Source organism: Nitrosomonas cryotolerans ATCC 49181, from assembly GCF_900143275.1.
Taxonomy (GTDB): domain Bacteria; phylum Pseudomonadota; class Gammaproteobacteria; order Burkholderiales; family Nitrosomonadaceae; genus Nitrosomonas; species Nitrosomonas cryotolerans.
This window is the reverse complement of the sequence record NZ_FSRO01000001.1, coordinates 1,515,354-1,538,186: the sequence shown is the minus strand read 5'-3', so window position 1 is coordinate 1,538,186 and position 22,833 is coordinate 1,515,354. Positions and strand designations below refer to the sequence as shown.

The 22,833-nt window shown below is 42.2% G+C and carries 19 protein-coding genes; 10 read left to right on the top strand and 9 right to left on the bottom strand.

Annotated elements, in window-relative coordinates; genetic code table 11:
• Positions 1-64: 64 nt before the first annotated feature.
• Positions 65-751, bottom strand: a complete 687-nt coding sequence (locus tag BUQ89_RS06895; RefSeq protein ID WP_028461118.1) for an ABC transporter ATP-binding protein — start codon at positions 749-751, stop codon at positions 65-67.
• Here BUQ89_RS06895 and BUQ89_RS06890 point away from each other — a divergent pair.
• Positions 750-1,403 (top strand): arylesterase, encoded by a 654-nt coding sequence (locus tag BUQ89_RS06890; protein WP_028461119.1) that lies wholly within the window; start codon positions 750-752, stop codon positions 1,401-1,403. The two genes, BUQ89_RS06895 and BUQ89_RS06890, sit on opposite strands and share 2 nt — an antisense overlap.
• Before the next feature lie 51 nt (positions 1,404-1,454).
• Here BUQ89_RS06890 and BUQ89_RS06885 read toward each other — a convergent pair whose 3' ends face one another.
• Positions 1,455-2,456, bottom strand: coding sequence for an RluA family pseudouridine synthase (locus BUQ89_RS06885; protein ID WP_083399508.1), 1,002 nt, complete (start codon positions 2,454-2,456; stop codon positions 1,455-1,457).
• 449 nt (positions 2,457-2,905) lie between these two features.
• Between BUQ89_RS06885 and BUQ89_RS06880 the strand changes: the two genes are divergently transcribed.
• Positions 2,906-5,503, top strand: a complete 2,598-nt coding sequence (locus tag BUQ89_RS06880) for an Rne/Rng family ribonuclease (protein ID WP_028461121.1) — start codon at positions 2,906-2,908, stop codon at positions 5,501-5,503.
• Positions 5,504-5,793: 290 nt separating this feature from the next.
• On the opposite strand, the gene polA is transcribed toward BUQ89_RS06880, so the two are convergent.
• Positions 5,794-8,556 (bottom strand): DNA polymerase I, encoded by a 2,763-nt coding sequence (gene polA, locus BUQ89_RS06875; RefSeq protein WP_028461122.1) that lies wholly within the window; start codon positions 8,554-8,556, stop codon positions 5,794-5,796.
• A gap of 16 nt (positions 8,557-8,572) precedes the next feature.
• On the opposite strand from polA, the gene BUQ89_RS06870 reads away from it, so the two are divergent.
• The 4 genes from BUQ89_RS06870 (at position 8,573) to BUQ89_RS06855 (ending at position 11,814) form a co-directional block, all read left to right on the top strand.
• Positions 8,573-9,292, top strand: a complete 720-nt coding sequence (locus tag BUQ89_RS06870) for an LOG family protein (protein WP_028461123.1) — start codon at positions 8,573-8,575, stop codon at positions 9,290-9,292.
• 53 nt (positions 9,293-9,345) lie between these two features.
• Complete coding sequence (locus BUQ89_RS06865) at positions 9,346-9,762, top strand: DUF2782 domain-containing protein (protein WP_028461124.1); 417 nt, start codon at positions 9,346-9,348, stop codon at positions 9,760-9,762.
• 87 nt (positions 9,763-9,849) lie between these two features.
• Positions 9,850-10,800, top strand: a complete 951-nt coding sequence (locus tag BUQ89_RS06860) for a homoserine kinase (protein ID WP_028461125.1) — start codon at positions 9,850-9,852, stop codon at positions 10,798-10,800.
• A 51-nt stretch (positions 10,801-10,851) separates the two neighbouring features.
• On the top strand, positions 10,852-11,814 hold the full coding sequence (locus BUQ89_RS06855) for a BPSS1780 family membrane protein (protein ID WP_028461126.1): 963 nt from the start codon (positions 10,852-10,854) through the stop codon (positions 11,812-11,814).
• Between the two features lie 111 nt (positions 11,815-11,925).
• Here BUQ89_RS06855 and BUQ89_RS06850 read toward each other — a convergent pair whose 3' ends face one another.
• Complete coding sequence (locus BUQ89_RS06850) at positions 11,926-14,142, bottom strand: UvrD-helicase domain-containing protein (protein WP_028461127.1); 2,217 nt, start codon at positions 14,140-14,142, stop codon at positions 11,926-11,928.
• Between the two features lie 278 nt (positions 14,143-14,420).
• A complete protein-coding gene (locus BUQ89_RS06845; protein ID WP_028461128.1) occupies positions 14,421-15,290 on the bottom strand; it encodes a phosphoribulokinase in 870 nt (289 codons plus the stop codon).
• A 502-nt stretch (positions 15,291-15,792) separates the two neighbouring features.
• On the opposite strand from BUQ89_RS06845, the gene BUQ89_RS14175 reads away from it, so the two are divergent.
• Positions 15,793-16,359: a hypothetical protein gene (locus BUQ89_RS14175; protein ID WP_028461129.1), complete on the top strand. Its 567-nt coding sequence runs from the start codon at positions 15,793-15,795 to the stop codon at positions 16,357-16,359.
• A gap of 16 nt (positions 16,360-16,375) precedes the next feature.
• Positions 16,376-16,921 carry a glycine zipper family protein gene (locus tag BUQ89_RS06835; protein WP_028461130.1) on the top strand — a complete coding sequence of 182 codons (546 nt, stop codon included), beginning with the start codon at positions 16,376-16,378 and terminating at the stop codon, positions 16,919-16,921.
• Positions 16,922-17,222: 301 nt separating this feature from the next.
• Here the strand turns inward: BUQ89_RS06835 and BUQ89_RS06830 are convergent, their stop codons facing one another.
• Positions 17,223-18,455 carry an RNA-guided endonuclease InsQ/TnpB family protein gene (locus tag BUQ89_RS06830; RefSeq protein WP_074202544.1) on the bottom strand — a complete coding sequence of 411 codons (1,233 nt, stop codon included), beginning with the start codon at positions 18,453-18,455 and terminating at the stop codon, positions 17,223-17,225.
• A gap of 30 nt (positions 18,456-18,485) precedes the next feature.
• Between BUQ89_RS06830 and tnpA the strand changes: the two genes are divergently transcribed.
• Together tnpA and BUQ89_RS06820 are read left to right on the top strand one after the other, a co-directional pair.
• Positions 18,486-18,902, top strand: coding sequence for an IS200/IS605 family transposase (gene tnpA, locus BUQ89_RS06825; protein ID WP_074202543.1), 417 nt, complete (start codon positions 18,486-18,488; stop codon positions 18,900-18,902).
• 232 nt (positions 18,903-19,134) lie between these two features.
• The gene (locus BUQ89_RS06820) at positions 19,135-19,629 is read left to right on the top strand and encodes a hypothetical protein (protein WP_028461191.1); all 495 of its coding nucleotides are present in this window, start codon (positions 19,135-19,137) and stop codon (positions 19,627-19,629) included.
• Positions 19,630-19,812: 183 nt separating this feature from the next.
• On the opposite strand, the gene BUQ89_RS06815 is transcribed toward BUQ89_RS06820, so the two are convergent.
• From BUQ89_RS06815 to BUQ89_RS06805, 3 genes are all read right to left on the bottom strand, one after another.
• Positions 19,813-20,901 carry an alkene reductase gene (locus BUQ89_RS06815; RefSeq protein ID WP_028461190.1) on the bottom strand — a complete coding sequence of 363 codons (1,089 nt, stop codon included), beginning with the start codon at positions 20,899-20,901 and terminating at the stop codon, positions 19,813-19,815.
• A 72-nt stretch (positions 20,902-20,973) separates the two neighbouring features.
• Positions 20,974-21,654, bottom strand: a complete 681-nt coding sequence (locus BUQ89_RS06810) for a YceH family protein (protein WP_028461189.1) — start codon at positions 21,652-21,654, stop codon at positions 20,974-20,976.
• 148 nt (positions 21,655-21,802) lie between these two features.
• The gene (locus BUQ89_RS06805) at positions 21,803-22,816 is read right to left on the bottom strand and encodes a COX15/CtaA family protein (protein ID WP_028461188.1); all 1,014 of its coding nucleotides are present in this window, start codon (positions 22,814-22,816) and stop codon (positions 21,803-21,805) included.
• Positions 22,817-22,833: the final 17 nt, after the last annotated feature.

The following is a 22,833-nucleotide window of genomic DNA, read 5'->3' as shown; positions in this document are numbered from 1 at the left end:
ATATTGCGTGCTACGTAACCGGTGGGTGGTATACGTAAATCTTATCTGATTTACGAGAAGATGATTATTGTATAAGTTTACCGTTCGCTAATCGTATCTGGCGCGAGCAACGCTTAGACAGCGCCTCATCATGAGTAACCAGTACCAATGTAGTGCCATGTTCACGGTTCAACTCAAACATTAACTCTATAATTTGGATGCCCGTGGCGGAATCTAAATTCCCAGTTGGTTCATCAGCAAGCAATAATTTCGGCTGTGTAGCAAAAGCTCGGGCGATCGCAACACGTTGCTGCTCTCCACCAGATAACTGCTTGGGATAATGGTTTAAGCGCATTGCTAATCCCGTACGCTCCAGTAATTTTTGTGCCGTTATTTGTGCATCATTTATTCCAGAGAGCTCAAGTGGTAACATTACGTTTTCGATGGCAGTCAATGCTGAGAGTAATTGAAATGATTGAAATACAAAACCCAGTACCCTGCCTCGTAAAGCGGCCCGATTATCTTCATCCAGAGTGAAAATATCAACACCATCAAGATGAACTTTACCTGAAGTCGGAACATCCAATCCTGCAAGTAATCCCAGAAGGGTCGATTTTCCTGAGCCAGACGCACCTATAATTGCAACAGCTTCACCCGCATTTATTTCCAGATTAATATTCTGCAAAATGGTGAGCTGCTGGTCTCCGGTATTGACTTGTTTAGTTAAAGCATTTGCCCAAAGAATAGGTTGTTTAACAAAATTATTTACCATGAAAAAATTCCTGATTATTCTATTTCTCTTTTTTACGATGATACCTAGCACCATGGCTGCATCTACTAATGCCATTACCGTTATGGTGTTTGGTGATAGTCTGTCTGCCAACTATGGTATGCCAACAGAGGCCGGCTGGGTTACACTGCTGAAAGAACGATTACAGTTGCAGTCACCCGTATATCAAGTGGTTAACACTAGTATTAGTGGCGAAACCACACTAGGTGGACGCAATCGTATTGAACAGGCACTTGAAACACATCATCCCGATATTGTTATTCTTGGGCTTGGAGCCAATGATGGATTACGTGGTTCATCGATTAATTCTATTTATGACAACCTGAAAGCGATCATCGAAGCTTGCCAAAAAAATAACGCGTTAGTACTCTTAGTCGGCATGCAATTACCACCTAATTATGGCATAGCTTATACACAAAAGTTCCGAGATATTTTTCCGCAACTTGCAAAAGCATATCAAATTAAATTAGTACCCTTTTTACTAGCGGGCTTTGGAGATAAACGTGAATTCTTTCAGTCTGATGGAATACACCCCAATATAATCGCACAAGAAAAAATTGTAGATAATGTCTGGGAAGTTTTATATACGATGTTTCAAGCAAACCAAGTTGCAGTAAACATAAATATCAAATAATCTTTATTATTCCGGATCGGCACTGTCTGGCACAGGATGAGGGTTAAAATATTATGGCTTGTCCAGCCCATTTATGAATTCCTTTAGATCTTTCGCCAATGGTGCCTCCAATTGTAATCGTTCTCCCGATAAAGGATGCGTAATAACAATTTTATAGGCATGTAGAAACATGCGCTGTAGATATGCCCCCTGAGATTTCCGAGCGGTTTGTTTATTCAAAACGAAATCTCCATATTTATCATCCCCGATAATAGGAAAGCCCAGATGAGCCAGGTGTACGCGAATTTGATGGGTGCGCCCAGTTTTCAATTCTGCTTCCAGCAAACTAAAACTCTCCCAGGATTTTTTTAATCTGAATATCGTATGCGCCGGTATTGCCTTCGCATGACCGTTCTTATCCGAAACAACAGCTACACGCCGCTCACCCATTGTGGTCACATATTTATGAAGTGGTAATTTCACACTACGGTGAGAATCTTCCCATTTACCGCTAACCAAGGTAAGGTAAAATTTCTGGATCTTTCCTTCGCGAATTTGCCGATGCAGTTCAGTCAGTGCGCTGCGCTTTTTTGCTAGCAGTAAAATACCGGAAGTTTCTCTATCGAGACGATGTACCAGTTCAAGGAATTTCCAATTAGAATATTGCGCCCGTAGCTGCTCAATAACACCAAAGCTCACCCCGCTACCACCATGCACTGCCATACCTGCAGGCTTGTTAATGATCAACAGCGCTTCATCTTGAAATAAGATGTCAAATGTAACAAATTTCATTACCGCATGCTGGGTAATACTCTTCTCTCCCTGTCTAATCGGTGGAATGCGCACACTATCATTCAATTGCAACCGATAACTGGCGCTAATACGCTTACTGTTAACACGTATTTGACCACTGCGCAAAAGCTGGTAAATATGACTTTTGGGAACGCCCCTGAAACGCTTGAATAAAAAATTATCAATGCGTTGATCATGCCCATCTTCTCCAATATCTTCCCGAGTCACACTATCGGATAGATTTTTTTTGCCTAAATTATTAATTTTACCTATACTTCTCACACTGAGATCCAATCTATCCTTTATCCGGTGCTATATCGTAATGGTGGTAGATTCTTGTTCGACCGGAAACAAGAATCAGCTCTGAACCTGGTTAATATCGCTCACCAATAGAAGTAGCGATAATAATTGATTTGCGCGCTCAAAGTACATGTAGATTGTAGATTTTTTGCTTATGGTTTCCTGACACCTACTTTAAAATAAGTTTATAGTCTTAACCTAAATAAAACTTGGTATTCCTGACTCTGTTTACTAAAAGTAAACCTCAGGCATCAAAAATGACAAACTAAAGAATACTCATTAATAAGAATAAATGATTAACTAATTGATAAGTCAGCACTATAACAAAATAGCTCGGTCAATAAATTATATTTACGAATACGCGTACCGAATAAAGCTATTCTGCCTATGTGCAGATAGTCTACCCGTGGACAGGGCGCGGGGGGCATAAAATGAAACGAATGTTATTTAACGCGACACAGCCAGAAGAGCTGCGTGTCGCGATTGTTGATGGCCAGAAACTAATTGATCTGGATATTGAATCTGTCAGCAAGGAACAACGCAAAAGCAATATATATAAAGCAATTATTACCCGTTTAGAACCTAGTCTTGAGGCTGCTTTCGTCGACTATGGAAGAGAACGTCATGGTTTTTTACCATTTAAAGAAATATCCGCCGCCTGTCTGGGTGAAAAAACAGATTCTACGCGCGGTCGCATTCAGGATTTACTCCATGAAGGTCAGGAACTCATTGTTCAGGTTGATAAAGATGAACGTGGGAGCAAAGGTGCGGCGCTAACCACCTATATCTCTCTTGCGGGACGATATCTGGTTCTCATGCCTAACAATCCACGCAGTGGCGGTGTATCTCGTCGCATGAGCGGCGAAGAACGCGCTGAACTGCGAGAAGTTATTTTAAAGCTGGATGTGCCTACAGGCATGAGCATTATTGCGCGAACCGCCGGAATAGGCCGCAGTGAAGAAGAGCTGCAATGGGATCTGAACTATCTGACACAACTATGGCGAGCTATTGAAGAAGCGGCCGGTAATCAGAATGGGGTCTTTCTAATTTACCAGGAAAGCAGCTTAGTCATACGCGCCATTCGCGATTACTTTCATCATGAAATTGGCGAGATTCTGATTGACAGCAAAGATATCTATGAACAGGCTTGCCAGTTCATGACACATGTCATGCCCGCCAATGTTGATTGCCTTAAGCTTTATTATGATGACGTGCCTTTATTCTCTCGTTTTCAAATTGAACATCAGATTGAAACGGCATATTCTCGACAAGTAACCCTGCCCTCGGGCGGCTCGATCATTATCGATCATACTGAAGCACTGGTATCAATCGATGTAAACTCAGCGCGCGCTATTCGTGGTACTGATATCGAGCATACTGCATTAAATACCAACCTGGAAGCGGCGGATGAGATAGCACGGCAACTCCGCTTGCGTGATTTAGGAGGGTTAATTGTTATTGATTTTATTGACATGGAAGTGGTACGCAACCAACGTGAAGTAGAGAATCGGCTGCTCGAGGCACTGCGGCATGATCGCGCACGCATACAAGTTGGGAAAATCTCTCGCTTTGGCTTACTGGAACTATCACGTCAGCGCCTTCGTCCGTCACTCGGTGAAAGTAATTATATTCCATGCATACGCTGCCATGGTACAGGTCATATTCGTGGAACAGATTCAACAGCGCTGCATGTACTCAGAATCATTCAGGAAGAGGCAATGAAAGAGAATACGAGCGCACTCCACGTCCAGCTGCCCGTGAATGTTGCAACATATCTACTCAATGAGAAGCGAGCAGAAATTCACGATATTGAAGCGCGCTTTAAAATGGACATCATACTCATCCCGAATATTCACATAGAAACACCACATTACAGTATTACACGCTTACGTCATGATGAGACAAGGCCCAGCGAAACACTCGCCAGCTATCAAATGGTCGAAAAATCGACTGAAGAAATAGTACTTCCATCAACGGAACAAAAAATAAAACCAATACGTCAAAAGGCTGTTGTACAAGGTATCACGCCAACCCAACCGGCTCCAATCCACGAACAAAAGTCTCGAGAGCCCACGTTTCTTGATAAGTTTTTTAGCTGGTTTAAACCAGTAGATATGGTAGAAATAAAGACGGACCTGGAGCTGGAGAAAAATAAAGAAAAGCCACATCATGGACGTGGACGCAACCGTGGACGGCGTGATCGTAATCGTAATGAGCGTAATACAAGTATTGAACAATATAAGGATCATAATCAGGGTGAACCAGCCATAAGCGAAAGCACCATCTTACTGCAGGACCAACCTTCTACTCAGCACATAACCGATCATGAACAGGGGGCTGATGAAGCGTTATCTGTATTGAAAAATTCATCATTGTTAGATGATAAGCAACCATCAGCGGAGAACAGACTATCAACAGAAGCAGCACTTACAGCTGACAGTCATTCACCGCGTACTGAAGAACCCGGACGGTCTCGACGACGTCGCGGTGGCAGACAGCGTGACCGCTCATCACGAGAAAGAAAACCCGTGGAAGCAAATACACAAAACGCACTTTCTGAATACGAACAGATAGCTCAACCCGCACTCCACGGCGAAAGTACATCGAATGATATATTATCGAACACACAGGAGAAAGCAAGTCATCCACTTATTACGCAAGAAATAACACAACAGGAGGCAACTGCTGTGGAATCTTTTGTAACGACAATACCCGTTGATGCCGCGAAGAAGAATACGAATATCGACACACATGAAACGATAGAAGCAATATCAGATTCAGACAAAGTGATCGTCGAGACTGATCATCAATCTGCCTCCCAAAAACAAGACGTTCTGGAATCCTTTAAACCATTATCCGCTATCGAACCATTAGACTTAACCAAAAATGGACTCGTCATGATCGAAACGACAACAGAAGGAGTTGCCGTCACAACAGAGGAACTAGCATTACCTAAGAAACAAAGAAAAAAGGTCGAAAAAGTGACAACCGAAACCGAGACCCTGATGCAAATAGAAACAAATAAATAATTATATGTCAAAGAAAGAATCCAGCACTTCTCCCATAAATATTCATAATTTTTAGTTTTATACTGTCACGCTGTATGATAGACAGGCATAAATCTGATTTTTAAATAAAGTCGGACTGTTAAAAAATATTTTTAATAGTCCGGTAGATTACCTAAAGTCGACCTATTACAAGCAACGGAGTCTAGCCATGATCCCTAAGGGATAGCATTAATTATCGAACTTCAGAAGCAAGTAAATCATTCGACTTCATATCACCATACAATTATTGAGGCTTTGCAAAGGTCTCAACACTAATGCGCCTGCTCCCAGTTCTCTCCAATACCCACTTCAACCAGTAATGGCACATCCAGCTTTGCGGCATTACTCATATAGACTGGTAATCCATTTTTTATAACCTCAATCTCAGCATCAGGCACCTCTAATACCAATTCATCATGGACCTGCATGATGAGTTTGCTGCGCATATTCTCCCGCACTAACCAGTTGTGTACAGCAATCATAGCCAGCTTGATAATATCTGCTGCGGTACCCTGCATCGGTGCGTTGATAGCAGCCCGTTCTGCACTGTGTCTGCGATGACCATTAGCGCTATTAATATCAGGCAACCATAATCTCCGTCCCAGTACTGTTTCAACATAGCCTGATTGCCTCGCATGCTCTCTGGCATGCTCCATATAATCGGCTACGCCGGGATAACGCGCAAAGTAACGATCCATATAAGTTCTTGCAGCGCTGCGCTCAATACCTAACTGCGCTGCCAAGCCAAATTCAGACATGCCATAGATCAACCCAAAATTAATTATTTTGGCATAACGACGCTGTTCCTTATTCACTGCTGTCAGCGGTACACCAAATATTTCAGTAGCAGTCGCATTATGAATATCTTCACCTGCAGAAAATGCTTTAAGCAAGCCCGTATCTTGTGAGATATGCGCCATAATGCGCAGCTCAATCTGTGAGTAATCTGCAGAGATAATCTTATTTCCGGGTGAAGCAATGAAAGCTTCACGGATACGCCGACCTTCAGCAGTCCGTACTGGAATATTCTGCAAGTTCGGATCGTTACTAGCCAACCGGCCTGTTACAGCGACAGCCTGCGCATAATTAGTATGCACCCGCCCCGTAGTCTCATTAACCATGAGTGGTAATTTATCGGTATAGGTTGATTTTAGCTTGGCAAGTGCACGATAATCGAGCAATATTTTCGGCAAAGGATAATCTAATGCGAGTTGTTGCAACACTTCTTCATTAGTGGAAGGTACACCTTTAGGCGTTTTTTTGATAACAGGTAATTTGAGTTGATTAAATAGAATTTCCTGTATTTGTTTCGGTGAATTGAGATTAAATGGTTGCCCCGCGTGCAGAAATGCCTGTTGCTCTAGAATCAATAATTTCTCACCCAGTTCATGACTTTGCATTTCCAGTAGGCTCGAATCCAGCAATACACCATTACGCTCAATTTCGAAGAGTATACCCAGTACAGGCATTTCAATATGATGATAAACAAAATTAAGACGCGCATCACATTTAATTTTCGGATATAGATACTGATGCAATCGCAGCGTAATGTCAGCGTCTTCCCCCGCATACCGGGTAGCGGACTCGATCGCTACCTGATCGAATCCGATACGATTGACACCCTTCCCAGTGATTTCGTCATAACTAATGGTATTGACATTCAGATGGCGCAGCGCCAGGCTATCCATATTATGGGGATGGTGAGATTCCAGTATGTAAGACTGCAATAGCGTGTCATGCACAATCCCCTTCAGATGAATACCGTGATTGGAAAAAATATGCTGATCATATTTAAGATTCTGACCTAACTTAGGTTTAGTTGCATCTTCCAGCCAGGGCTTTAATTTTTTTAGTGCAAAATCAATGGCCAGTTGCTGCGGCGCACCAGTATAACTATGCATGAGCGGCAGGTAAGCGCCATGAGATGCTTCAATACAAAATGATAAGCCAACCAGCTGTGCTTGCATTGGATTTAAACTTGTCGTTTCGGTATCGATTGAAACCAGCGTAGCGGCATTAAGACGCACTAACCAGTCATTCAACTCCGATTCGGTCAATATCGTTTGATAAATTGCCGGAGAAGTGCTGACAAACAACACGTTATCACTCTCTTTCGCCGCCTGATTTTCTACATTACCTTTATTACCATTTTCACCCATATCTGACATGATTGGCTGCGCTAATCCCATATGTCGCTTTAACTCCCGCAACGCAGTCTTCATGTCCAATCGTTCATATAACGCTATCAGTTTCTCGGTATCCTGTGATTTAATTTCAAGATCATGCACATCTACTGGTAACGCTACATCACATTTTATAGTGAGTAATTTACGAGAAAGATTCAGCCAGTCCAACGCTTCACGTAAATTATTTCCGACTACCCCCTTAATCTCATCCGCATGAGCAATAATATTATCCAATGTTCCATAGTGTGCAAGCCACTTCACCGCAGTTTTGGGGCCAACTTTTGCAACACCGGGAATATTATCGGCACTGTCACCTACCAGCGTGAGGTAATCTAGTATACGTTCGGGGGCCACGCCAAACTTAGTTAATACATTTGCTTCGTCGAGTATTTCATTATTCATGGTGTTAACCAGTGTTACCTGTGGATTCACCAATTGTGCAATATCTTTATCTCCCGTTGAAATGATACAACGCATTTTTTCATGTACCGCCCGTTTCGCCAGTGTGCCGATGACATCATCTGCCTCCACGTCGTTTATAATCAACATCGGCCATCCCATGGCACGAATACAATCATATAATGGCTCAATCTGTGCCACCAGGTCATTTGGCATCGGGGGACGATGTGCCTTATATTCTGGATATAAATCATCACGAAAAGTTTTACCTTTTGCATCAAACACACACGCGCTATAATCAGCGTAGTAATCCTTATGCAAGCGGCGTAACATATTGAGCACACCATGAATTGCGCCCGTTGGTTCGTTTTGGCGGTTGCGTAAATCCGGCAAGGCATGGAAAGCACGATATAGATAAGACGAACCATCAACCAGCAACAATGTTTTCATTTAAAATTTTTTTCCTATGAGTCTACAAGATAAGCCAGCCACCGTTATGTCCCTGGAAAAACCCTGGTCAGCAAGAGAGTCATGGCGCTTGTTTGGGATTATGGCAGAATTTGTCGAGGGAACGGAGCGACTTGATGCAATCCAACCGGCCGTTAGTATCTTTGGTAGCGCACGCACCAATCAGGATCATCCCTACTATCAATTGACTGAGAACATTGCCAAACAACTCTCTGACGCCGGTTTCTCGGTTATTTCAGGAGGGGGTCCAGGTATCATGGAAGCAGCCAATAAAGGCGCTTATTTCGGAAAATCACCCAGTATCGGCTTAAATATTCAGTTACCACATGAGCAGCATCGTAATGCTTATCAGGATATTAGCCAGACTTTCCGGCATTTCTTTGCACGTAAATACATGTTTGTTAAATTTGCTACGGCTTATGTTGTTATGCCGGGTGGATTTGGCACATTAGATGAGCTAATGGAAGCACTCACTCTCGTACAAACCGAGAAAACCAGAAAGATGCCCATCATTCTGGTTTGCTCGGAATTCTGGAGCGGTTTACTTGACTGGTTTCGGCAAGTTCTAATAGTCGAAGGGTTTATATCACCTGAAGACATGAATCTGGTACAAGTCATTGATGAACCCAGCCAGGTCGTTAATGCAATATTCCAGTATTATGAAACTTATGGCTTCGAACCCACTGCAGCAGAACGAGAAACCCAGCTCAGTCTGTGATTGATTCCTGCTGCGTTAATTAAAATACGTGCAAGAACCTATCAGGAGTGAACATGCATCGAATAACTATTACTTTATTTTTAAGTTTCATATTTCCTGTCTTGGCACAATCCGGTCAGCCTCAGAATCTACAACCATTACCCGAAATAATAGAACCACCTCCACTGCCATCCGATATTGAACAAGACTTCGAGCTAGAACCACAAATCCGAGACGACATTTCCTCGGTACCACTACCACCCGATATCGAACAGGATTTCGAACTGGAGCCTCAGATTACCATTATCAAACGCGGAGAAGATACGATTGAAGAATACCGTGTTAATGGCGAACTTTACATGATTAAAGTTACACCCCGTATTGGTTTACCCTACTATCTGGTTAACCGGCGTGGTGATGGCATTTTTAATCATCCGGGAGACCCAGGAAGTGGTGTACGTGCGCCTATGTGGTTACTAGAAAGCTTCTAACTTCTAACTATAAAGGTAACAAAGGGTGTGATTTTGATAAAATCACTCTTCATTTAATTTTCTGCTACCTTTTTCTCTTTTCCACTCATGTCCGTCTTTACTCCAGTTACTCATAACCAACTCTCTGCCTGGCTAAAACGCTATTCATTAGGCACATTAGTCGACTTACAAGGTATTACTTCTGGTATCGAAAATACCAATTTTTTCATGACCACCACACAAGGTAAATATGTTCTGACTCTATTTGAAAAGCTTACTGCCACAGAACTGCCTTTCTACCTCAGCCTCATGGCACATTTGTCGCATCATGATATACCCTGTCCTAATCCCATAGCGACACTGGATAATAAACTATTGGGAGAATTGAACGGTAAGCCCGCTACAATCGTTACTTGCTTGCCGGGAAAATCACTTGAATACCCAACTACTAATCAATGTGCTGCAGTTGGAACACTATTAGCAAATATGCACTTATCTGGTCAGTCTTATTCCGGAAAAATGAAAAATCCATGTGGGTTAGAATGGTGGAAAGCGAAAGCACATGAAATGACGCCGTTTCTTTCTCAAGAAGAACAAATATTACTTAGAAAAGAATTATATTTTCAATCTGCCTATCAATCTGAAGGGTTACCACGCGGCATCATTCACGCAGATCTTTTTCGTGACAATGTATTATTTACAGGCAACACGATTGGGGGCGTCATTGATTTTTATTTCGCCTGTAATGATATTTTACTGTACGATCTTGCTATTACCAGCAATGACTGGTGTATTACCCAGAATAAATTATTGGACGAAGCACGTACACGTTCTCTGATTACAGCGTATCATCAAATACGACCCCTGACTCCTTTAGAGCACCAAGCCTGGCCGGCAATGCTGCGTGCTGGTGCCCTGCGTTTCTGGATATCACGATTGCATGATTACCATTTGCCTCGTCCAGGAGAGCTCACGCACGCCAAGGATCCCATTCATTTCAGAGAAATCCTAAAAAATTATTTGGCAGATCAATCTAGATTAAAACAAATCTGGATTTAAACCTTAATTCACTAAGAAACGGTCATATTGAACCTCATTGGAGACATGGAAATGGAAATTAGACAAGTCAATGCAAAGCAAGGGTGGCAATGGATTATCAGCGGTTTTTATCTATTTCGAATGGCGCCGGCTGCCTGGATATTAGCAGGCTTCACACTGGTCCTGATCGCCATGACACTCGCCCTGGTTCCCTTATTGGGAAAATTCATTTTTACATTGATCTCACCGGTCTTTCTTGCTGGGCTCATGATGGGATGCAAAGATTTAGAGCAAGGTAAAAAACTAGAATTACTTCATTTATTTCTGGGTTTCAAGAAAAATGTAGCGCCACTCATAACTATTGGCGGAATTTATTTGATTGGGCAAGTGTTGATCGTTGGTCTTGTCATGCTGATCGGTGGTACGGTAATGATGGACATGCTGCTTTACGGAAAAAGGGTCGATGAAAATGAATTAATGGTTGTAATGGACAATATGTTAACAGCATCGCTCGTAGCGTTGACACTCTCCATCCCTTTAATGATGGCCGCCTGGTTTTCGCCATTGCTCGTGATCTTTAATAATACACCGCCCATTGTCGCAATGAAAAAAAGTTTTTTCGCCTGCCTCAGAAACTTTATTCCTTTCCAGATCTACGGCATCACACTCATCATACTCACCATATTTGCGGTCATGCCCTATGGACTGGGTCTGATCGTATTGATACCAACCGTATTTGCCTCAATTTATGTCAGCTATAAAGATATTTTTCTTTCCGAACCACTGATCATCCAAGATACCCCGCTCAAAGAAACTAGCCAAAAAGCAAACTGGTCAGATGAGCCTGATAGCATTACAAAAAAGGGTACCGAGTCCGGAACAGATCAAAATATTGCCATCAATGCAGATCAGAATGAGATTCAATGTACATACTGTGGTTTGCATTTACCCAAAGAAAAAGCGGTCAAAATTAATGATCAATATTTCTGCAGTGATGAGCATCGTCGCCAATATGAATCCTCAACAAGAGAATAGCAGGCAATAGACGTATCATGCACCGGCAGAGCAAATATATCGGCTCTGCCGGTGCTTACATTAAATACCGATGTTACTTAATTATTTTAAAACAGTAGAATACTGTATTATTTATACCGGGGTCAGCTTCGCGTACTCCAACAACAACCATTTCATTCCGGAACGATCAAAATTTACCTGAACGCGCGCATTACCATCCTGTCTCTCATAATTAACGATCTTACCTGTACCAAATTTGTTATGCGATACGGCCTGTCCTATTCTCCACTGGACTCCCTGGGTCTGCTGACTCATTACACCCGTTTTACCTAATTCTGAATTAGGTATCGTCAAATCGAATAGCCGCTTTTTTATATTAAATTCAGAATAACCATCCTTGGTTTTCTGCACAGATTGCGACCATCTCATCAAGCTCTCCGGTATCTCATTGAGGAAACGCGATGGCACATTGTAACGAGTCTGCCCATGTAACATACGAGTTTGAGCAAAGCTTAAATATAGACGATGACGAGCACGTGTTATCGCAACGTACATTAAGCGACGCTCCTCTTCTAATCCATTGACTTCATTACGACTATTTTCATGCGGGAAGAGGCCCTCTTCCAGTCCGCTCAGAAATACACTATGAAACTCCAATCCTTTAGCTGCATGCACTGTCATCAATTGAAGTCCATCTTGAATACTCCCGGTCTGATGCTCACCTGCTTCAAGCGAAGCATGAGCAAGAAATGCAGACAGACTATCGTCTTCAGCTTCATGTATGAAACTGAGCGCAGCATTAATCAATTCGTTTAGATTCTCCAGTCGATCCGCACCTTCCCGCTCTATATGATAATGCCCCATCAACCCGCTCTGTGTCAGCATTTGCTTAATAATCTGTGGCAATGGCAAAGCCGCACAATCCTGACGCATTGAAGTAATTAGCCTGACAAATTCAGCAACGCCTTTTTTAGGTTTTTCTGACTCCCCGGAAAGCATCGCTTCACCGCCATATTTGTGCAAGGCAGCAGCCCACAAGCTGCCGCCTTGCTCCCTTGCTATCGTTTGCAGTTGCTCAAGGCCGCGTGCCCCAATTCCACGTGCAGGAAAATTAATAATACGCAATAATGCATTGTCATCATCCGGATTAGCGATAAGTCGCAAATAAGCCAATGCATGCTTAATTTCCTGGCGTTCAAAGAAACGCATGCCGCCATAGACACGATAAGGCAAAGCAGCGCTAAACAAACTGTGTTCCAATACTCTGGATTGTGCATTAGAACGATAAAGCAGGGCGATCTGGGATAGTGCGACACCTTCTGCCTGCAATGCTTTTATCTCATCAATAATAAAAGCGGCCTCATCAAAATCGTTAGGCGCATTATGCACCCGTAATGGCGCTCCCTTCCCCTCAGCAGTCCATAAGTTCTTTCCAAGGCGCCCGCTGTTATTTTGTATCAGTGCATTGGCAGCATCCAATATAGTTGCTTGTGAGCGATAATTCTGCTCGAGTTTAATAATTTTTGATATCTTAAAATCATGTTCAAATTCCACCATATTGCCCGTATTCGCACCCCGGAATGCATAAATACTCTGATCATCATCCCCAACCACAAACACAGCCGCACAGGTTTCCGAATCCATCCCCGCTAATAACTTGAGCCATTTGTACTGCAACCGATTGGTATCCTGGAACTCGTCAACCAATATATGTTTGAAACGATCATGATAATGTATCCGCAATGTTTCATTGCGATTCAACAGCTCATAACTGCGCAGCAATAATTCGGGGAAATCCACAACACCTTCTTTATTACAGCGTTGTTCATAAGCCAGATAAAATGCGGCCATTTGGCGCGTCATATTATCATTCACTTCAATATTTTTTGCTCTCAGTCCTGCTTCCTTTGCATTATTGATAAACCATTGCACTTGGCGCGGTGGAAATTCTTTTTCATCAACGGTCAAACTTTTCAAGACACGTTTAATCATTGCTAACTGATCAGATGAATCCAGAATCTGGAATGCCGGCAACAGCCCTGCTGCCTGATGATGTGCACGTAACATACGATTACAAAGACCGTGAAAAGTCCCCATCCATAGGCCACGTATATTGATCGGCAGCATGGCAGAAATACGCGTTAGCATTTCTTTCGCTGCTTTGTTCGTAAAAGTAACCGCAAGTATGTCGTATGGACTGACTTGTCCCGATTGGATTAAATAGGCAATACGCGTGGTTAACACGCGGGTTTTACCGCTTCCCGCGCCCGCCAATACCAGCGCTGACTGATGCGGCAATGTAATAGCTGCGAGTTGTTGGGGATTAAGATCAGCTAATAAGGAAGACATAAACAAGTATGTTATCTGATGGCATATAACCTATAACTCACGGATGATTTAGTATATGCAGAGAATGATTAATGGATTTATTACTGGTCAGGTAAAACTTGCTTTTTTTAATAATGCTTCTAATTGACAAAACAGGCTGGTTTAGTTTATCGAACATTTCGATAATAATGTAAATTTTCCTGTTCAAGCTGGAGTTTTCAGACTAACACGATTTCTTCCGTATTACATATAAGCTACATAATATCGTGAAGAAACCCTGTCAATAAAGTTAGCTGAAACTAGCCCTTGCTTTTAGTCATCATTTCTAGAATGAGTGGCGTCAGAATCAGTTCAATCGCCATTCCCATTTTTCCACCCGGCACAACGATAGTATTTGGCCGAGACATGAATGAATCATGAATAGTGGCAAGTAAATTAGGAAAGTCAGCCTGCTCAGCATTACTAAAGCGAATGACCACGAGACTTTCGTCTAGTGTCGGGATATCACGCGCTATAAATGGATTGGACGTATCCACTGTCGGCACTCGCTGGAAGTTGATATGTGTTCGTGAAAACTGTGGGGTTATGTAATGCACATAATCATGCATGCGACGCAAAATCGTGTGCGTTACCGCTTCGGGTGAATAACCGCGTGCATTGGTGTCACGATGTATCTTCTGAATCCATTCCAGATTAACAATTGGCACAACACCAACCAGTAAGTCCACATATCTTGCGACATCAGCCGTATCACTTTTTACCCCGCCATGCAGCCCCTCATAAAATAATAAATCGGAGCCTTCCACAACAGGTGTCCAGGGCGTAAAAGTACCAGGCTTCTGATCCCAGGGCTCAGCTTCTTCGTCATTATGTAAATATAAACGCGTACTTCCTGTGCCATTTTCACCATATTGTTTGAAAAGTGCTTCCAGTTTTTCAAATTCGTTCGCTTCTGGTCCAAAATGACTAATTGGCCGCCCACCTCCTTTTTCCGAGTCGGCAACAGCTAATTTCATTGCTTCGCGATCATAACGATGGAAACTGTCACCCTCAACCACAACTGCATTTAATTTCTCACCGTGAAAAATATGCTCAAAACTATTTTTCACCGTAGATGTACCTGCACCGGATGATCCGGTAACAGCAATAACCGGGTGTTTTTGAGACATGTAAACGCTCTCCTTAAATAAAAAAATAATAAAATATTAGTTTCATCGACTTTGATAATCTATAGACGATGTTTCTCTGGCGGGTATGATACCTTTTTTCACATCAATTTTGGCGGATGATAATAATACAGCTAATGTTTAACGTCATTTTAAAAAATATTAACGCCGGTTCTCTCCAAGCTCCGACCAGGTAATGCTTCTTACAATACAAGTCTTGTTATCAAAGCATCTTGCCGAAATTTTCTCAATTATTAATGGAAAATTAGGAAAGTAATGGAAACTAATAGAATTTAAACAATGTCGAAGTTCATGTGAGCGATTATTTATTATTAATGAAAATACAGTGTGGTACTTTAAATAATTGGATCTTGATATCTGATAAAGGTGTAAGGATGTCGATTATATTCGTTTCTTCAACTATGATCGTCTTCGTATTGTCATTAATCAGCTATGAGCGGATCAATGATTTGCTAGAACGAAATTGATACGGGATGAGATTGATATGAATCATATAAAATGGATCTATTTCACCATTGCATTGTTCGGAATTACTGCGAATGGGTTAGTTTGGGCACATGACAGGAAAAGTAACGGGAATCGACACCTTCATCAGGATCATCGTCATGCTGGAAGCGGGCATCATCATGCTAGAAACGAGCATCGCCATGTCGGAGGCGGGCATCGTCATGTCGGAGGTGGACATCGTCATGTCGGAGGCGGACATCGTCATAACCGCGGCAGAGTGAATCTTGGAATCAACCTCGGTTATTATAATTCCGGTTTCTTGGGCTCCGGTTATTATAATCCAGGTTATGCCGGGCCAGGTTACTATGGCTATCGCGGTTATGGTTATCGTGATCCTTTTTCATATCCACCTTATTATACATATCCACAAACAGTTGTAATACCTGCAACACCGCCCGTATATATACAACAAGAGGAAATCAAGCCGGTCCAACCTCAGACAAACTACTGGCACTATTGCCAAAACCCAGAAGGTTATTATCCATATGTCAGGCAATGTCCAGATGGCTGGTTACAAGTAGCACCCCAACCATCTGCACACTAATGCAACGAGGTAAAACATGTTAACAATACCAAGGTTATTTATACTATTCATGTCATTCCTGTTGGTTGCATGCGTGAACTTTCCGACTGGGCCAAGTGTTATGACTTTGCCCGGCGCAGGTAAAAGTTTTGAGCAATTCCGGTTTGATGATTATGAATGTCGGCAATTTGCTTATGAACAAATCGGCGGGACAACTGCTCAACAAGCATCGACGGCAAGCGGTGTTCAAAGCACAGCTATTAGTACAGGGCTAGGTGCAGCAGCGGGTGCCGCCCTAGGTGGTGGGCGTGGCGCTGCAGTTGGTGCCGGCGCAGGTCTTTTGATGGGAGGCTTACTCGGATCTGATAGCGCTAGAACCTCGGGTTATGCCGGTCAGGAACGCTATGATATGGGCTATGTTCAATGTATGTACGCAAAAGGACATCGTGTTCCTGTATCAGGTCAAATTATGAGCAATCCATCCACAACAAGTAATCGTAGTCGCAATATTTTAAATCCGCCATCAAATTTTATACCGCCCCCCCCACCCACGGGCAACCCTCCACCGCCGCCACCTCGATAAAATTTTCAAGAGTGTACAGCTAATAATGGTCAGAAATCTATTCGGTAAGACCTTTGCAAAACCCCAATAGCTGTAAAATCAATCCTTTATAATCAATAGGTTGAAATTTATAGCGAGGGTTTTTGCAAAAGTCTCTCGGTGTTAAATAAAATACAGCCTACTATTTCCGCATCCACCACAGGAAATCTTAATTGCATCGCTGATTTTCAGACAAATGTTTTTTTAGAGAAGCGACTATTTGAGATTAGTAATCTGTTTGACATCCTCCCCTTCCTAAACGAAGGGGATTCCTAGCGACTTATTAAGCCGTTAAGAGTAGGTTTGTATTGCTACTGCCTACTGGTTCCTGCTTCTTAGACGAAACTAACGTTTCAACTCCACAGGCTAACAAGCGATGTCCTCGCTCAAGTACATTCAAGGCACCTACCAAGTCGGCATTGGCTTTAAATCCACATTCTGTACATTCAAAAGCACTTTGGCTTTTGCGATTGTCACGACTAACATGTTGACATCCAGGGCAGGTTTGAGAGGTGTATTGAGGGTTTACCTTCAATACATCCCCGCCTGAACAAGCCTGTTTATACTCCAAAAACGAAACGAACATTCCCCATCCTTGGTCAAGAATGGATTTGTTTAGACCCGATTTCGCTTTGACGTTTTTACCATGCTTTTCAACACTGCCCTTGGCACTCTTAGACATGTTTCCTATCTTTAAATTCTCAACTACGACCATTGCGTGATTTTTGCTGATTTCGGTTGAGGTTTTGTGTAAGAAGTCTAAACGAGCATTGGCAATACGCTCATGCAGTCGGGTAATGATTTGTTTCTGCTTTTTCCAGTTAGCAGAGAAACGGACTTTTTTAGACAGCTTACGCTGTTCAAAAGCCAGTTTCTTTGATAACTTTCTGAAACTGTTTAAAGGTTCTACGTATGAGCCGTCTGACAAGGTTGCAAAGCGGGTAACGCCCATATCAACACCAATCATACTGGTTGAGCTATGACGCTTTAGCTCGGTCTCGTACTCAGTCTGAATCGACACGTACCAATAACCGCCTTTACGGGAAATCGTCATATTTTTAACGTCACCAATGACTTGGCGTGAATTACGATATTTCACCCAACCGATTTTAGGCAAGAACACTTTGCTAGACTCTTGCTCCAGCTTAAATCCTTGTGGATAACGAAAGCTGTCACTCAAACCTTTTTTCTTGAATTTTGGAATCCGTTTTAAAGGCTGTTTTTTATCAAAACCGTCTTTGAACACTTTTTCTAAGTTTTTTAAGGCTTGTTGCAACGGTTGAGAATGAACGGTTTTTAGAAATCCATAATCTTCTGAGGATTTCCATAGCTTTAGCCAAAATGACAACTCGTTGTACCAAAGCAATGGCTGTTTCTGCTCTAATCTGAACAGATTCATTGCTAAGGCTTTATTCCAAACAAACCGATTAGCACCCGCAAACTCAACCATCTTCTGTACTTGGTCAGAATTTGGATTGAGTCGAGATTTAAAGGCTTTGCGTATAATCTGCTTCATGGTTATAATTATACAAAAAAGAATTGGTCTATGCAAGTTAATAACGATGTAAGAACAGGAAGATATTGCGTTTTTAATCTTCATGTTCATTTGGTCTTTGTAACAAAATACCGTAGAGATGTTTTCTCCGGAAGGGTATTAATTGATTTGGAAGAAATATTTAAAAACGTGTGTTTGGATTTTGAAGCAGAATTGGTGGAATTTAACGGTGAGCATGATCATATTCACCTTTTAGTTAACTATCCACCAAAAATTGCTATTTCTAACTTGGTAAATAGTTTGAAAGGCGTTTCAAGCCGACTTATTCGCAAAAAGAATTATCCCGAAATTAAAAATAAGCTTTGGGGTAATATGCTTTGGAGTCCAAGCTATTTTGCGGGTAGTTGTGGTGGAGCACCACTCTCGATTATTAAGCAATATATTGAACAACAGCAAAGACCGCATTAAACAGGCTTCGCCTGTGTGCTTATATCTCCGCCCTGAAGGACGAAGTTTTACGCGCTATTTGATAAAAAAGTAGAATTTCTATGATTATTTTAGGTTTGAAATCATATTAGGCTAAAATATGTATTCAATTTAGAATGAGTACCGGTATTCAAGGTAATCATTTAAATTGGATTTTTCTATAGCAATATTAACAGCTTTCAAATCTTAAAATAAGATATTAGGAGTAAACACAGTGCACCCGATTGTACCTGCTATCATGGCACTTGGCGCCATTACCTTTTTAATTGGTATATTTGTCCTTGCTTGGTTTGGAATACAAAAAATCAAGATAGTAAAATTAATGGGCAAAGAATATACGTCTTGGCGTTTTACATTAAGCACGATTGGCTCAGGCGTCTTGCTGATTATGTCATCGATTCTTTTTCATCAACATTTCCCTTACGAGCCTGAAACTGAACCAAATGTGCAGCAATTCCAATCAGTATTATCACCTAATCTAAAATATGAACTTGATTTAATATTGTCAAACAACAAGAATGGCGCAACGGCATCTTATATCAGCCAGTTTCAGCAGGAATACCAAAAAGCATTACAGGACGAAGACGATAAAACGACTCAGATACTTAAGCTAGAATTAGCGTATAAGCTGAGAACAGAACTTGAGGGTCAAGGATACACACCCGATCAGGCCGAACAAAATATAACAAGGATTATGAAATTGTTATAATAATCACCAATTAGAGTCGTAGGATGCGGCTAAAAAATGGCCTATCGTTCGATTGTCAATGTGATACGCTACGCTATCCAAAAATTAGAGAATCATGATAGGCTGTTATTTTCGCTATACGACACAATACATTGAGGTCATCACCTGTTAAGAGCCCCTTCATTAATAATTGTATTAATAGTTTCAATCATCTAAATATGGATAGTCCGTATAACCTTTTTCATCACCACCGTAAAATGTCTCTGGATCGGGCACATTAAGCGGGGCATGTTCTGCAAAGCGCAGCGGCAGATCGGGATTAGCGATAAATAAAGTACCAAACGCAACCATATCGGCCGCACCCTGCGCCAATACCGCATTCGCAGACTCAAGATCATAGCCGCCATTAGTCATATAGGGACCTTTCCAAATATGGCGCAGTTTAATCAAATCAAACGTCGGACCAGCTGCACCCGGCTTATCCTTACCCATTTCGGTTATATGCAAATAAGCTAAACCAAAGCGATTGAGCTCCCTCACTGCGAAGCTAAACGTTTCCTCTGGACAAGAATCACGCATGTCATTAAAGGCTGTCAAGGGTGATAATCGAATACCAACACGGTTCGCTCCCCATACAGAACAAACTGCTTCAGTGACTTCGAGCACCAATCGCACTCGATTTTTGATCGAGCCGCCGTAGGCATCCAAACGCTGATTCGTGCCATCACGTAAAAACTGGTCTAACAAATACCCATTGGCCCCGTGAATTTCTACTCCGTCAAAACCAGCAGTCAATGCATTGGCCGCACTCTTGCGAAACTGCTCAACAATAGTGGGAATCTCTGCTAGCTTAAGCGCCCGAGGCGTTACAAAATCTTTAAGTCCCGCATAAGTAAATGCCTGTCCTCCTGGTCGAATCTCTGAAGGTGCCAGTGGCAATGCCCCGTTCGGCTGCAAAGAAGGATGTGAGATTCTCCCAACGTGCCATAATTGTAAGAATATTCGTCCACCCTTGGCATGCACTGAATCAGTCACGCGCCGCCACCCTGCCACTTGCTCAGCATTATGAATACCCGGCGTTAAGGGATACCCTACCCCTTCTAATGATACCTGTGTTGCTTCTGTAATGATTAAACCAGCACTCGCACGCTGCGTATAATAATGAACATTCAGCGCTGTTGGCATGTTCCCTTGTCCTGCCCGGCTACGTGTCAGCGGGGCCATAATTACCCGGTTTTCTAATGTATAAGGGCCAACCTGAATCGCAGACAGAATAGTGGCGACGGTATTCAAGGGCACTCCTTTAAATATCGTGGCCGCATATAGGTAACAGCGTAATGAATTTCTTTAGAAATTTCCAAAAATTTAATCATCGATGGTAATATCCAATTCTGTACACAATTTAGCGATTATCTTGCGTAAGGCACTGACTTCAGATGACAACCTAGCCATATCTGCTTTAAGCACAGCTATTTCATCTATAGCGATTACCGGGTCTGCTGTCTGCGTCATCATCATCTTATATTCTTCGATACCAGACGTACCGGAAAGCAAATGCATCCAACGATTTTCGCGCGAACCAGGCTGGCGCGGCAATTCCATCACTAGAGCACCTGCTGTACGTTCAGCCAGCTCTGCTAAAAAACTCTCAACCGAAGAAATATCAGCAAATTTGTGCAATCTTTCACTATTAATACGCAATTCCCCCGCTGTCTGCGGACCTCGCAACATCAGTGTCGTCATCAGAGCAGCCGACTGTATAGGAATCTGCAATACCGGTTTCAGGTTGTGTGCAAAACGAGCCGCCCGTCCTCCACTTGATTCAATAACCAGCGACATATGCTTTAAATTATCAATAGCTATCTGAATCTCTACCTGAGAAGCATTCATAATCGGATCACGACTGGTTCTCTGATTACAACCCGTCACCAACGTATTTAATGTCAGCGGATAAGTGTCTGGTACTGTGTATTGTTTCTCAGCCAACACAGCCAGGACCCGCGTTTCAAGCAAAGAAAGTACAGGAAGCGCAGAACATATTGTCATCGGTAAAAAATTATCCTATTAGGTAAATAAAAGAATCTGACATAATTATGACCGATGAATCGCTAAAAATTAATCAACCTTTTCATGAAAACTGTTTTTCAACCAACAAATACGTCACGCCACTCTACACCAGGCAGATCTTTTGAATCTAACGCAATTGGTGACTCATCCAAAGTGCAGCAGTAAAAAGTAACATTGCACCTGCTTGATGTGCAGCTGCTAAAGGCAGTGGAACCGCTAACAATAAAGTTCCTATACCCAGACTAATCTGTATCATTAACATAACAAGCAAAAAATGGCATGCCAAGCGCGCAGAACCAGAAAATGGGTATTTCCTTGCTTTAAACCAGAAAACAGGCACCAGAATCGCCAGTAGCCAGGCAATGAGGCGATGATCGAATTGCACTGTTGTTATATTATCGAAGAAATTACGATACCAGGGTTCTAATAAAAACAGATCTGGTGGTATTAAGTAACCATTCATAAGCGGAAAAGTATTATAGGCTAATCCAGCTTGAATACCGGCAACAAAACCACCGGACAGAATCATGATAAAAATGAGACTCGTCAATCCAATAGAAAATCGACGTAAATTTAATAAGCTATTTCTATCCTGCTGATCATGATTTTTTGGAGATAATAATCCCATAGCCACCCAGAGTATAGCCGCATAAATAACAAATGCCAGCCCCAGATGCGCTGTCAGCCGATACTGGCTCACATGTGGATTATCCACCAATCCACTCATTACCATATACCAACCCATTAATCCTTGTAACCCGCCTAATACAAAAATGCCAGTTAACTTCATTCCTAGCGGGCGATCGATTTTCTTTCTCACTAGGAAATAAACAAAAGGAATAAAGAATATGAATCCGATAGCACGTCCCAATAAGCGGTGAAAGTATTCCCACCAGAATATACCTTTAAATTCATCCAGGCTCATTCCTTTGTTTATTTTCTGATACTGTGGTGTCTCCTGGTATTTTTCGAGGAGTTCGTCCCAATCACCTTGACTTAATGGAGGAATCGTACCAACAATAGGCTGCCACTCAACGATAGAGAGGCCTGAATGCGTCAATCGTGTAACGCCACCTACAACCACCATGGCAAATACCATGACACCACAAATTAACAGCCAAATAGCAATCGGTTTTTGCATATCATTAACAATCTCGT